General features: G+C 45.7%; 13 protein-coding genes and 2 tRNA genes. 14 read left to right on the forward strand and 1 reads right to left on the reverse strand.

What is annotated here, in order from left to right; genetic code table 11:
- Nucleotides 1–17: 17 nt before the first annotated feature.
- Entirely contained in the window at nucleotides 18–491 is a 474-nt protein-coding gene (gene greA, locus OCV37_RS02815) for a transcription elongation factor GreA (protein WP_038178138.1), read from the forward strand.
- 61 nt (nucleotides 492–552) lie between these two features.
- Here greA and yhbY read toward each other — a convergent pair whose 3' ends face one another.
- Nucleotides 553–849, reverse strand: coding sequence for a ribosome assembly RNA-binding protein YhbY (gene yhbY / locus OCV37_RS02820; protein WP_038178137.1), 297 nt, complete (start codon nucleotides 847–849; stop codon nucleotides 553–555).
- 122 nt (nucleotides 850–971) lie between these two features.
- On the opposite strand from yhbY, the gene rlmE reads away from it, so the two are divergent.
- The 13 genes from rlmE (at nucleotide 972) to rpsO (ending at nucleotide 13537) form a co-directional block, all read left to right on the forward strand.
- Nucleotides 972–1601 (forward strand): 23S rRNA (uridine(2552)-2'-O)-methyltransferase RlmE, encoded by a 630-nt coding sequence (rlmE, locus tag OCV37_RS02825; RefSeq protein WP_038178273.1) that lies wholly within the window; start codon nucleotides 972–974, stop codon nucleotides 1599–1601.
- Nucleotides 1602–1699: 98 nt separating this feature from the next.
- On the forward strand, nucleotides 1700–3661 hold the full coding sequence (gene ftsH / locus OCV37_RS02830) for an ATP-dependent zinc metalloprotease FtsH (protein WP_051680271.1): 1962 nt from the start codon (nucleotides 1700–1702) through the stop codon (nucleotides 3659–3661).
- Between the two features lie 66 nt (nucleotides 3662–3727).
- Nucleotides 3728–4564 carry a dihydropteroate synthase gene (folP, locus tag OCV37_RS02835; protein WP_038178135.1) on the forward strand — a complete coding sequence of 279 codons (837 nt, stop codon included), beginning with the start codon at nucleotides 3728–3730 and terminating at the stop codon, nucleotides 4562–4564.
- 16 nt (nucleotides 4565–4580) lie between these two features.
- A complete protein-coding gene (gene glmM / locus OCV37_RS02840) occupies nucleotides 4581–5921 on the forward strand; it encodes a phosphoglucosamine mutase (RefSeq protein ID WP_038178134.1) in 1341 nt (446 codons plus the stop codon).
- 256 nt (nucleotides 5922–6177) lie between these two features.
- Nucleotides 6178–6528, forward strand: a complete 351-nt coding sequence (secG, locus tag OCV37_RS02845) for a preprotein translocase subunit SecG (protein WP_038178132.1) — start codon at nucleotides 6178–6180, stop codon at nucleotides 6526–6528.
- 10 nt (nucleotides 6529–6538) lie between these two features.
- Nucleotides 6539–6622, forward strand: a tRNA-Leu gene (locus tag OCV37_RS02850).
- Between the two features lie 58 nt (nucleotides 6623–6680).
- Nucleotides 6681–6757: transfer RNA gene (locus OCV37_RS02855), tRNA-Met, on the forward strand.
- 233 nt (nucleotides 6758–6990) lie between these two features.
- Nucleotides 6991–7446, forward strand: coding sequence for a ribosome maturation factor RimP (rimP, locus tag OCV37_RS02860; protein WP_038178131.1), 456 nt, complete (start codon nucleotides 6991–6993; stop codon nucleotides 7444–7446).
- Between the two features lie 21 nt (nucleotides 7447–7467).
- Complete coding sequence (gene nusA / locus OCV37_RS02865) at nucleotides 7468–8955, forward strand: transcription termination factor NusA (protein WP_038178130.1); 1488 nt, start codon at nucleotides 7468–7470, stop codon at nucleotides 8953–8955.
- 24 nt (nucleotides 8956–8979) lie between these two features.
- Nucleotides 8980–11682, forward strand: a complete 2703-nt coding sequence (gene infB, locus OCV37_RS02870; protein WP_038178129.1) for a translation initiation factor IF-2 — start codon at nucleotides 8980–8982, stop codon at nucleotides 11680–11682.
- 120 nt (nucleotides 11683–11802) lie between these two features.
- Nucleotides 11803–12198 carry a 30S ribosome-binding factor RbfA gene (gene rbfA / locus OCV37_RS02875; protein WP_038178128.1) on the forward strand — a complete coding sequence of 132 codons (396 nt, stop codon included), beginning with the start codon at nucleotides 11803–11805 and terminating at the stop codon, nucleotides 12196–12198.
- The gene (truB, locus tag OCV37_RS02880) at nucleotides 12198–13136 is read left to right on the forward strand and encodes a tRNA pseudouridine(55) synthase TruB (RefSeq protein WP_038178127.1); all 939 of its coding nucleotides are present in this window, start codon (nucleotides 12198–12200) and stop codon (nucleotides 13134–13136) included. Before rbfA ends, truB begins: the two co-directional genes overlap by 1 nt.
- Before the next feature lie 131 nt (nucleotides 13137–13267).
- Nucleotides 13268–13537 (forward strand): 30S ribosomal protein S15, encoded by a 270-nt coding sequence (gene rpsO / locus OCV37_RS02885; RefSeq protein ID WP_038178125.1) that lies wholly within the window; start codon nucleotides 13268–13270, stop codon nucleotides 13535–13537.
- The last annotated feature ends 36 nt before the right edge of the window (nucleotides 13538–13573 follow it).

A 13573-nucleotide genomic window follows, 5' to 3' on the forward strand; every position in this document is an offset into this window, starting at 1 on the left:
TGGTTTCGAGGTATAAAATGGAAAAAGTTCCAATGACGGTTCGTGGCGAGCAACTCCTTCGTGAAGAGCTTGACCGACTTCTGAAATTAAGACCAAAGATTTCACAGGCGATTGCTGAAGCTCGTGAACTGGGAGATCTGAAGGAAAATGCAGAATATCATGCTGCCCGGGAAGAACAGGGTATCTGTGAGGCTCAAATTCGCGATATTGAGTATAAACTCTCTGTTGCTCAAGTGATTGATGTTACGAAGCTTGATAATTCAGGTAAAATTATTTTTGGGTCTACGGTCACTCTGATAGATGTAGAGACCGATGAAGAAAAAAGCTACCAAATTGTCGGTGATGATGAAGCTGACATCAAAGCTGGCCGTATTTCAGTGAGTTCTCCGATTGCCCGCGGACTGATTGGTAAGATCGAAGGCGATGAAGTGACGATCGTGACTCCGGGTGGTGAAAAAACGTTTGATATCGATAAAGTTGAGTATAAATAAAACTGATCATGAATCGGTATTCTGTTTGGATGTAGTAAAAAAGCCGCTTCAGCGGCTTTTTTTACTTTCTAGGTATCTCAATTCTTTTTTGTTCTGAAGGACGGTATAACACCAACACTTTGCCAATGGTTTGGATTTTTTCCGCACCCGTTTCGCGAATAATTGCGTCAATAATCAGCTGCTTGGTTTCCCGATCTTCTGACACAACTTTGACTTTGATTAATTCGTGATGATTCAGTGCAATTTCGATCTCTGCAAGCACGGCTTCTGTCAGGCCATTTGCGCCCATAAGAACGATGGGTTTCAAATGGTGGGCTAAGCCCTTTAAATGCTGTTTTTGTTTTGTGCTTAGGTTCATGATGCAGCCAATTTAATTTACTATATTAGGGTTGAAAACAACTATTTTAGCGCCATCTATGGAAGATGACCACACCTTCCGTCTCTTGTTTATCTGGTGAAGTGATTTGTATTGGAACAGAAATGAGTAAAAATAAGCACTCTGCAAGCTCAGGCCGATGGCTGAAAGAGCATTTTGATGATAAATATGTAAATGATGCAAAGAAGAAAGGTTATCGTTCTCGTGCTATCTTCAAACTAGAAGAAATTCAAGGGAAAGATAAACTGCTCAAACCGGGAATGACCGTGGTTGATTTGGGAGCCGCTCCAGGCGGATGGTCTCAATATGCTGCTAATGTCGTCGGGGATTCGGGGCAGGTGATTGCATGCGACATTCTACCGATGGATTCTATTGCTGGTGTTGCCTTTCTCCAGGGGGATTTCCGGGAAGAGACGGTTTTAAATACATTACTCGATAGAATTTCTCCGAACCTTGTCGATGTCGTGATGTCTGATATGGCACCGAATATGGCCGGAAATTTATCCGTTGATCAGCCCAGAGCGATGTATTTGGTAGAATTGGCACTCGACATGTGTCGACAAGTGCTCGCTGAGAATGGTAGTTTTATTGTCAAGGTCTTTCAGGGAGAAGGCTTTGAGCAATACGTGAAAGATGTCCGGTCACTGTTTAAAGTGGTAAAAATAAGAAAACCAGACTCATCGAGAGCACGCTCTCGGGAAGTCTACATTGTAGCAACTGGTTACAAAGGGTAACCATTTACGGGGTTCAGGCGCTGTCGATACGGTAGCGACATACTATAATCTGTAGTACCCTACCTTTAATTACAACTAGTTATCGCGAGGCTTACACCTTGAGTGACATGGCAAAAAATCTAATATTATGGCTGGTTATCGCCGTTGTCTTAATGTCCGTATTTCAGAGCTTTGGCCCTGGAGATAATAGTGGCAGGGCGGTTGACTATACCACTTTTGTAAAAGAAGTGGGTCAGGGGCAAATTCAGGAAGCTCAATTCAAAGATAGTGAGATTACCTTTACTCGCCGAGGCAGTAGCTCTCGTTACGTCACATACATGCCAGTATACGATCAGAAGTTACTTGATGATCTGATCAATCAGAATGTCAAAGTTCAGGGGACGCCTCCTGAAGAACAAAGCTTGCTAGGCACAATATTCATTTCTTGGTTCCCCATGATTTTATTAATCGGGGTCTGGATCTTCTTTATGCGTCAGATGCAGGGCGGTGGTGGCAAAGGTGCCATGTCGTTCGGTAAGAGCAAAGCTCGCATGATGACTGAAGAGCAAATTAAAACCACATTTGGTGATGTTGCCGGTTGTGATGAAGCAAAAGAAGATGTTAAAGAGCTGGTCGATTATCTGCGTGATCCGAGCCGTTTCCAGAAACTGGGTGGGAAAATACCAACTGGGGTTTTGATGGTTGGTCCTCCGGGTACAGGTAAGACCCTATTAGCCAAGGCGATTGCCGGAGAGGCGAAAGTACCGTTTTTTACGATCTCAGGTTCAGATTTTGTCGAAATGTTTGTCGGGGTCGGTGCTTCCCGGGTCAGAGATATGTTTGAGCAGGCCAAGAAAGCTTCTCCTTGTATTATCTTCATTGATGAAATTGATGCTGTCGGACGTCAACGTGGTGCTGGTGTCGGCGGTGGACACGATGAACGTGAACAAACATTGAACCAAATGCTGGTTGAAATGGATGGTTTTGAAGGGCATGAAGGCATCATTGTTATTGCGGCGACTAACCGCCCGGATGTTTTAGACCCAGCATTACTGCGTCCCGGACGTTTTGACCGTCAGGTTGTGGTTGGGCTACCGGATATCCGTGGTCGTGAACAGATTCTGAAAGTTCACATGCGTAAAGTTCCGACGTCTAACGATGTTAATGCTTCACTGATTGCCCGTGGTACGCCAGGTTTCTCTGGTGCCGATTTGGCTAACTTAGTCAATGAAGCTGCGTTGTTTGCCGCACGGGGAAACAAACGCAATGTCTCGATGGTTGAGTTTGAACTCGCGAAAGACAAAATCATGATGGGTGCCGAACGGCGTTCGATGGTTATGTCAGAAGATACAAAAGCTTCAACCGCATATCATGAAGCTGGACACGCGATTGTCGGTCGTTTAGTACCTGAGCATGATCCCGTTTATAAAGTGTCGATTATTCCGCGTGGACGTGCTTTAGGGGTTACGATGTACCTACCGGAGCAAGATCGCATTAGTATGTCTCGGCAACATCTGGAATCAATGATTTCCAGTCTCTATGGCGGACGTCTGGCGGAAGAATTAATTTATGGTGCAGACAAAGTATCAACCGGGGCATCAAATGATATTGAGCGTGCAACAGATATTGCTCGTAAGATGGTGACCCAGTGGGGATTTTCCGAAAAATTAGGTCCGCTTCTATATACCGAAGAAGAGGGTGAAGTTTTTCTGGGACGAAGTGTTACGAAAACCAAACACATGTCTGACGATACCGCGAAACTGATCGATGATGAAATTCGTAAAATTATTGATCGAAATTACGAGAGAGCGAAAAAGATCCTGTTGGATAATATGGATATCATGCATTCGATGAAAGATGCATTGATGAAATATGAGACCATTGATGCAGGTCAGATTGATGACTTGATGGATCGTAAGCCTGAGATCCGGGAGCCTGCGGGTTGGGTTGAACAGGAGCTTGCAGCTCAAGAAAAAGCGAAGTCTGCTGAAGCCTCTCGTGATGATACACCTGAAGAAACGGCAAATGACGCTTCGCAGGATAAATCAGATAATGATGATCAAAGTGGACGAACTGAGTAAATCGTTTTGTCGCTGAAAAAGCCCCGGTATAATCGGGGCTTTTGCTATTATGGGGGATAGGATGTGATGGAGATTCGGACATCCAATAAAGCTTTAAATTTAAGTTGTCCTCAGGTGATGGGAATTTTGAATACAACACCTGATTCTTTTTCTGATGGTGGATTGTTTGCTTCTCCGGAAAAAGCGTTAGCTCATGCCGATACAATGATTAATGCTGGCGCCACCATCATTGATGTTGGTGGCGAGTCAACCCGCCCGGGTGCTGCAGAAGTGACTGTCGCAGAAGAATTGAAACGAGTGGTGCCTGTTGTCAGCGCCATTCGACAAAAGTATCCGGACATCTGGATCTCTGTTGATACAAGTAAAGCTGAAGTGATGCAACAGAGTATTGATGCCGGTGCAGACCTGATTAATGACATTCGTTCACTTCAGGAGCCGGGGGCATTAGCAGTCGTTGCGAAAGCAGGTATTCCCGTGTGTCTCATGCATATGCAAGGGCAGCCGGAAACCATGCAGGAACGCCCGGAGTACCGTGATGTGCTTCAGGATGTTTATACCTTTTTAGAGCATCGAATTGTCGCATGTGAAAAGGCTGGTATTCGACGAGAGAACATTATTCTTGATCCCGGCTTTGGTTTTGGCAAAGCGCTTGAGCATAATTATCAGTTATTAGCGAATCTAAAAGTTTTCCATCAATTTGGTTTGCCCTTGTTGATTGGGTTATCCAGAAAAACCATGTTGCATAAATTTCTCAATAAACAACCGGCTGATTGTATGGTCGCAAGTGTTGTTTGTGCAGCGGTTGCAGCCATGCAAGGTGCACAAATTTTCCGGGTTCATGATGTCGCTGAAACCGTTGAAGCCATGAAAATAATCAGTATGATTCAAGCCAATCAATTATAAGAAAATAGGAATAACGATGTCGAATCACAGACGCTATTTTGGTACCGACGGCGTTCGGGGAAAGGTTGGAGTGTTCCCGATTACTCCTGATTTTGTCATGAAACTGGGATGGGCTGCGGGGCGAGTTTTATCGAAACAAGGCACTCGTAAAGTGATTATCGGTAAGGATACCCGGATCTCTGGATATATGTTGGAATCAGCTCTGGAAGCTGGTTTGGCTGCAGCGGGTCTTGAAGCCACGTTAACAGGGCCGATGCCGACCCCGGCTGTTGCTTATCTGACGCAAACTTTTCGTGCTGAAGCGGGAATCGTTATTTCAGCCTCACATAATCCGTATGATGATAATGGCATTAAATTCTTTTCATCTGAAGGAACCAAATTACCGGATGAAGTGGAACTCGAAATTGAGCAAGAACTCGACAAGGTTATTGAATGTGTGCCTTCTGCTGAGCTAGGTAAGGCCTCTCGCTTAACTGATGCTGCAGGTCGTTACATTGAGTTTTGTAAAAGTACGTTCCCATCGAGACTCAGTTTGGCCGGGTTAAAAATTGTCGTCGATTGTGCTCATGGTGCGACTTATCATATTGCACCCAGTGTTTTCAGAGAGCTAGGCGCTGATGTAATTGCGATTGGTGTGAAGCCAAATGGCTTAAACATTAATGAACAGGTGGGGGCGACAGATACCAGAGCGCTTCAGCAGAAAGTATTGGAAGAAAAAGCAGATCTTGGCTTGGCCTTTGATGGTGATGGTGATCGTCTCATCATGGTGGATGCATTCGGCTGTAAAGTCGATGGTGATCAAATTGCCTATATTATTGCTCGATACTTGCTACGTAAGGGCGAGTTGAAAGGGGGAGTTGTTGGTACATTGATGACTAACCTCGGTATGGAGGTTGCCTTAAAGCAATTGGGGATTCCATTTGCCCGGGCTGCTGTCGGTGATCGATATGTAATGGAAAAACTGCTGGAAAAAGACTGGAAAATCGGTGCAGAGAATTCAGGGCATGTGATCTTATTAGACAAAATGACCACCGGAGACGCAATTGTCGCTGCGCTACAAGTTTTAACAGCCGTTGTTGATAGTGAAATGTCACTCAGTGAATTATCGAGCGGTATGAAACTTTTCCCACAGGTACTGGAAAATGTGCGGTTCAGCGGAGATTCTAATCCACTTGATGCTGAGGCTGTCAAACAGTGTGTTGCGACAGTTGAAGCTGAATTAGGAGAGAAAGGGCGCGTTCTGCTGAGAAAATCAGGCACGGAGCCATTACTTCGGGTTATGGTTGAAGGTGAAGATGAAACACAGGTTCGTGAATCTGCTTTAAAAATCGCTGATGTTGTGAAGGCAAATTGTTAAATTTGGAAAAAGGAATCCTCAAACGTGAGGGTTCCTTTCCTTTCATTCACGCTGTTTGAATGGTGAAAAGATAGTGGTTGTCCCTTTTTTAACCGCTTAGCCATGAATTTGAAAAAAAAGTAATTTATCCTCTTGCCAGTTTTCAATCCTTTCGTTAGTATTGCCCCCACTTCCGAGACGGAGGGCGCTAGCCTAGTTCTGGTCGATAGATAAGAACGGCGCTGGCTCAACAATTTGGAACATAGGTGGATATGTTATGTTTACAGTTCTACTTGTGATTTACCTGTTGGCAGCGGTTGCTATCATCGGATTGGTGTTGATTCAACAAGGTAAAGGCGCAGATATGGGAGCCTCATTCGGGGCCGGTGCTTCAAATACAGTATTTGGTGCCGGTGGCTCTGGAAATTTCTTAACTCGAATGACTGCAATTTTTGCAATTGTATTCCTAATTGTTAGTCTGGTATTAGGAAACTTATCAACACATAAAGCAAAGTCTCAATGGGTTGATCCTGCTCAGAACCAAGCGGTTCAAGAGAAGACACAGACTGATAATACTGATAATGGTATTCCTGCTGATAATACAAACAGTAGCGAAATTCCTCAGTAAAAAGAATTTAGCCGAGATGGTGAAATTGGTAGACACACTAGCATGAGGTGCTAGCGCCTATGGTGTGAGGGTTCGAGTCCCTCTCTCGGCACCATTATTCTTTACAAACTTGTAAATGAAGATTGAGAGCGTATAATGCTCAGCAAGTCGGACGCGGGGTGGAGCAGCTTGGTAGCTCGTCGGGCTCATAACCCGAAGGTCGTCGGTTCAAATCCGGCCCCCGCAACCAATTCTGAATTGGTTGTTGCAGGTTTGATAGTGAGAAATATTTCTCACTATATGTTAAGACAGCGTCTTAACATTCAGGGTCCAGCATAGATAAAAACCCCGACTATCGGGGTTTTTTGTTATCTGATTCTTGTATATGAGTAGTCGTCACTGTTCATATATCAAAGATTTGGTCTGTTTGCTTGGAATTGAAATTGGGCTCATAGCCCTTTTTTTGTTTCTGGAGTCGTTTAAATGACAGGGTTAGAAAAACAACTATCTGAATTACTTGAGGCACCTGTTGTTGCTGCAGGTTATGAATTGGTCGGATTAGAATTTGTTCGTGCCGGTGCACATTCGACACTACGAATTTATATTGATCACGACAATGGCATAACGGTCGATGACTGTGCTGAGGTGAGTCGTCAGGTCAGCGCTGTGCTTGATGTAGAAGATCCTATTTCTGTGGCTTATAACCTTGAAGTTTCTTCACCAGGCGTAGACAGACCTTTGTTTAAGTCTGAACACTATGAGCAATTTATTGGTCACGAGGTCAATATTGTTTTGAAAATGGCTGTTGGAAACCGCCGCAAATGGAAAGGTATCATCCAATCGGTTGATGGTGAAACGATTGCGGTTACTGTTGATGGGCAAGAAGAACAATTCGCGCTCAGCAACATTTCAAAAGCTAATCTGATCCCTAAATTTTAAGTCTTAAAGAGGCTGGAAATAATGAGTAAAGAAATTTTAGCGGTAGTTGAGGCGGTTTCAAACGAGAAGGCTGTTCCTCGTGAACGTATTTTTGAAGCGCTTGAAACTGCATTAGCAACTTCGACTAAGAAAAAATACGACATCGATATTGATGTTCGTGTTGCAATTGATAGAAAAACCGGTGAATTTGAAACATTCCGTCGCTGGTTAGTGGTAGAAGACGTCCAGAATCCGACTAAAGAAATTTCAGTTGAAGCGGCTCAATTTGATGATGATTCCATCGAATTGGGTGACTTTATTGAAGATCAAATTGAATCGGTTAAGTTCGACCGGATCACCACTCAAACGGCAAAACAAGTGATTGTTCAGAAAGTTCGTGAAGCTGAACGGGCACAAATTGTTGAGCAGTTTATTGATAATGAGGGTGAACTTGTTACTGGCGCTGTGAAGAAAGTGAGTCGGGATAGCATTATTCTCGATCTCGGCAATAACGCAGAAGCTGTGATTTTGCGAGAAGATCAACTTCCTCGAGAAAACTTCCGCCCTGGTGACCGTGTTCGTGGTTTGCTTTATGCCGTGAGACCTGAAGCGCGTGGGTTCCAGCTCTTTATTACACGCTCTAAGCCTGAAATGCTGGCTGAATTATTCCGTGTTGAAGTCCCAGAAATTGGCGAAGAATTAATTGAGCTGAAAGGCGCATCTCGCGATCCGGGATCCAGAGCAAAAATCGCAGTAAAAACTAACGATAAGCGGATTGATCCAGTCGGCGCATGTGTCGGCATGCGGGGAGCCCGTGTTCAGGCCGTTTCCGGTGAATTGGGTGGTGAGCGGATTGATATTGTGCTGTGGGACGATAACCCGGCGCAATTTGTTATTAATGCGATGGCACCAGCTGATGTTGCATCTATTATCGTTGATGAAGATGCCCATTCGATGGACATTGCTGTTGAAGCCGACAATCTGGCTCAGGCCATTGGCCGTAGTGGGCAGAATGTTCGTTTGGCCTCTCAGTTAACTGGCTGGGAACTCAATGTGATGACCGTTGAAGATCTTCAGAAGAAACATCAGGAAGAATCAACAGAGTCGATTGAGTTGTTTATGAAGCATCTTGATATTGAGCAGGACTTTGCTGAATTGTTGGTTGAAGAAGGCTTCTCCACATTAGAAGAAGTTGCCTATGTACCAGTGAATGAGTTGCTTGAGGTTGACGGGTTGGATGAAGACCTTGTTGAAGAATTGCGTACTCGTGCAAAAGATGCACTAACAACTCTTGCCTTGGCGAGAGAAGAGTCACTGGATGGAGGTGAGCCGGCTGAAGATCTGTTGAATCTATCTGGTCTTGAGCGTGACATGGCTTACAAACTGGCAGCTAAGGGAGTCATCACTCTCGAAGATTTGGCTGATCAGGGAATTGATGATCTTGAAGGTATTGAAGGACTGACAGAAGAACGCGCCGGAGAATTAATTATGGCTGCGCGTAATATTTGTTGGTTTGGCGAAGACGCGTAATTTTCAGCAAGGGGAGAAAGCGGCATGACAGAACTTACAGTTAAAGCACTGAGTGAAGAGATTGGTACACCAGTTGACCGCTTATTAGAGCAACTTGCTGACGCAGGAATGACCAAAACGGGAGCGGATAGTGTTTCTGAAGATGAAAAACAGAAACTGTTAACTTTTCTGCGTAAAGAGCACGGTGGTAGCTCTTCAAAGGATGAACCGACTCGTTTGACATTACAGCGAAAAACTCGCAGCACACTCAGTGTGAATGCGGGGGGTGGTAAAAGTAAGAATGTTCAGGTTGAAGTGCGCAAAAAACGTACGTATGTTAAGCGTAGTGCAATCGAAGATGAAGCGAAACGTCAGGCTGAAGAAGCAGCCCAGCGTGAAGCCGAAGAGAAAGCAAAGTTAGAAGCTGAAAAAGCAAAATTAGAAGCTCAGGCGAAGCGTGAAGCTGAAGAAAAAGCCAAACGGGAAGCTGAAGAGCAGATGAAGCGTGACGCGGAAGAAAAAGCGAAGCGTGAAGAGAAAAGCAGTCAGAAAGTCCAGCTTTCTGATGAAGAGAAATCCAAGCAAGAGGCAGCGCGACAAGAAGCCGAAGCACTGAAGCGTCGTCAGGAAGAAGAATTGAGACGTAAAGCTGAAGAGGAAAGTCAGCGTCAGCTCGAAAAAGCGCGTGAATTGGCTGAAAAGAATCAAGAGCGTTGGTCTGCTGCAGAAGAGAAAAAAGGTGATATGGAAGACGAATATACAGATTACCATCTAACTACTTCCCGTTATGCCCAAGAGGCAGAAGACGAAGCAGACCGTCGAGATGAAGGTAGTCGCCGTGCAAAAGCGAAGAAAAAAGCTTCTGCTCGCGATGAACAACGCCAAGAACGTGATATGCGTCCTCGCGGTGGTAAAGGTGGCCGTAACTTAAATCGAGGCCGTGGTAAACCTTCATCAATGCAGCAAGGTTTCGATAAAAACGCGACTGTTGCCAAATCTGATGTTGTTATCGGTGAAACGATTGTTGTCTCTGAACTGGCTCAGAAAATGTCAGTAAAAGGCACCGAGGTCATCAAAGTGATGATGAAAATGGGTGCAATGGCTACGATCAACCAAGTCATTGATCAGGAAACTGCACAGCTCGTTGCCGAAGAAATGGGTCATAAAGTGATTCTCCGCAAAGAGAATGAGCTGGAAGAAGCGGTTCTTTCTGACCGGGACAGCAATTCAGAGGCTGTTCCTCGTGCACCGGTTGTAACCATCATGGGACACGTTGACCACGGGAAAACATCGACACTGGATTACATCCGCCGTACGCACGTTGCGTCCGCCGAAGCAGGTGGTATTACCCAGCACATCGGTGCTTACCATGTTGAAACTGACAATGGGATGATTACGTTCCTTGATACTCCGGGACACGCGGCATTTACAGCGATGCGTGCTCGTGGTGCTCAGGCGACAGATATCGTGGTATTGGTTGTGGCTGCTGACGATGGGGTAATGCCTCAGACGATTGAAGCAATCCAACACTCTAAAGCCGCGAATGTGCCTCTTATCGTTGCCGTGAACAAGATCGACAAAGAAGAAGCTAACCCAGATAACGTCAAGAACGAACTGGCTCAATACGACATCATTCCTGAGGAATGGGGTGGTGAAAACATGTTTGTTCATATTTCTGCTAAGCAGGGAACAAACGTTGACGCTTTGTTGGAAGCGATCCTGCTTCAAGCGGAAGTTCTGGAACTGACTGCTGTTGCTGATGGCATGGGTTCTGGTGTTGTGGTTGAGTCTCGGCTGGATAAAGGCCGTGGTCCTGTTGCGACGATTCTGGTTCAGTCTGGTACGCTGCGCAAAGGGGATATCCTGCTTTGTGGTCAGGAGTATGGCCGAGTCAGAGCGATGCGTGATGAAGTCGGAAATGAAGTGCTGGAAGCGGGGCCGTCAATTCCGGTCGAAGTGCTTGGACTTTCTGGCGTACCGGCTGCGGGTGATGAAGCTACCGTGGTTCGCGATGAGCGTAAAGCGCGTGAAGTGGCGAACTATCGTCAGGGTAAATTCCGTGAAGTCAAACTGGCTCGTCAGCAGAAAGCGAAGTTGGAGAATATGTTCTCGAACATGACTGCCGGTGAAGTCGCTGAATTGAATATCGTCCTGAAAGCTGATGTTCAAGGTTCAGTTGAAGCAATTACTGATGCCTTAGTCAAACTGTCAACTGATGAAGTCAAAGTGAATATCGTTGGTTCTGGTGTCGGTGGTATCACCGAAACTGACGCGACACTGGCTGCTGCATCGAATGCTATCGTACTGGGCTTTAACGTTCGTGCGGATGCATCTGCTCGCCGAACAATTGAAGCAGAAAACCTTGACCTGCGTTACTACTCCATCATCTATCAGTTGATTGATGAAGTGAAACAGGCGATGAGCGGCATGCTGGCTCCTGAATTTAAACAGGAGATTATCGGTCTGGCTGAAGTTCGTGATGTATTCCGTTCTCCGAAACTGGGTGCTATCGCGGGCTGTATGGTGACAGAAGGACTGATTAAACGGAATAATCCGATTCGTGTCCTGCGTGATAACGTGGTTATCTATGAAGGTGAACTGGAATCACTCCGTCGCTTTAAAGATGATGTTGCAGAAGTGAAGAATGGTTATGAATGTGGTGTCGGTGTGAAAAACTATAACGATGTCCGCGTTGGTGACCAGATCGAAGTCTTTGAAACAGTGGAAATTAAACGGTCAATCGACTAACCGTTATGGGTGATCTCTTTTGATCACCGGAACCGTTGTTGAATGGATCGTTGGTTGTTGAATACACCATGGGGGGTTGGCTAGACCATCCCCCCATTCTTTCTATGAGAAAGTTTAAATATGGCAAAAGATTTTAGTCGTACGCAGCGCGTGTCTCAGCAGCTGCAGAAAGAGCTGGCAATGATATTGCAGCGTGAAGTCAGAGATTCTCGTCTGGGGATGGTGACAATTTCTGAAGTAAAAGTTTCCCGGGATTTGGCGTATGCCAAAGTGTATGTCTCCTTCTTATGTGTTGGCGAGCAGACGCCTGAAAGCTGTCTGAAAGCGCTGAAAGAGCATGAGTCTCACATTCGGATGATGTTAGGCAAGCGGATTCGTCTGCGCCTGACACCTGAAGTCCGGTTTGTTTATGACGATACGTTGGTTGAAGGGATGCGCATGTCGAATCTGGTCAATCAAGCTGTTGATGAAGACAAACGAAAAAGAGGTGAATCAGGCTCGGATGAGGAGGCGTAATGGCTCGTCGTCGTAAAGGTCGCCCGGTTGATGGCATCATTTTACTGGATAAACCTACGGGGATTTCCTCCAATGATGCGCTCCAGAAAGTGAAGCGCATTTTCTTTGCAGAAAAGGCCGGACATACGGGGGCGTTAGATCCGCTGGCAACCGGTATGCTTCCTATCTGTCTGGGAGAGGCGACCAAGTTTTCTCAATTTCTTCTCGATTCAGATAAAAAATATCGGGTGATTGCAAAACTGGGGATCCGGACCAATACCTCTGACTCTGACGGTGAGGTTGTTGAGACTCGTCCGGTGCAAATCACTGAAGTGGATTTGATGCGGTCGATTGAGAAATTTAAAGGTGAAACCGCGCAGATTCCATCGATGTTTTCAGCATTGAAGTATCAAGGGCGACCTCTGTATGAATATGCCCGGGAAGGCATCGAAGTGCCCAGAGAGGCCCGTCAGATCACGGTTTATTCCATTGAACTGCTCCGCTATGAAGCGGATGAAGTCGAGATGGAAATCCATTGTTCTAAAGGCACTTATATTCGGACGATCGTTGATGATCTGGGTGAAATGTTAGGCTGCGGGGCTCATGTGACGTATCTACGTCGTACCGCAGTTGCTCAATATCCGGCTGAACGGATGGTGACACTTGATGCGCTGGAAGAGATACTTCAGTCAGCCCGTGAACAGGATGTTGCCCCAAGTACCTTACTTGACCCGCTGTTATTGCCGATGGATTCCGCCGTTCAGTCACTGCCTGAAGTGAATTTGATTCCTGATTTGGCTGGTATGGTTCAGAAAGGGCAGGCTGTTCAGGTTTTTGGTGCGCCAACCCATGGCACCATCCGATTAACGGTTGGGGAAGAACACGGTTTTATCGGCGTTGGTGAGATTGACGATGACGGCAAGATCGCTCCCAAACGATTAGTTGTTTTTCGTGAGTGAAACATCGGTTATTTCCGAATGATTCGCTATTGCGGGGATAGGGAATATTCTCTATAATCCCCGCTCCTCGTGTCGGCTGAATCAGAGATTGGCTGACACAAACTAAAACTCAAACTCTTAGGAGAGAAATTATGTCTCTGAATGCAGAAACTAAAGCAGCAATCGTTGCTGATTACGCGCGTGGCGAAGGCGATACTGGTTCACCAGAAGTTCAAGTTGCTCTATTGACAGCTTCAATCAACCACCTTCAAGGTCACTTCAAAGAGCACAAAGGCGATCACCATAGCCGTCGTGGTCTTTTACGCATGGTTTCTCGTCGTCGTAAGCTTCTGGATTACCTGAAAGGTAAAGATCTGGATCGTTACCACGACCTTATCCAACGTCTTGGCCTACGTCGCTAAGATTGGATTTGTACAAAAAAGGGGCGAAAGCCCCTT

The organism is Vibrio rhizosphaerae, from assembly GCF_024347095.1.
GTDB lineage: Bacteria > Pseudomonadota > Gammaproteobacteria > Enterobacterales > Vibrionaceae > Vibrio > Vibrio rhizosphaerae.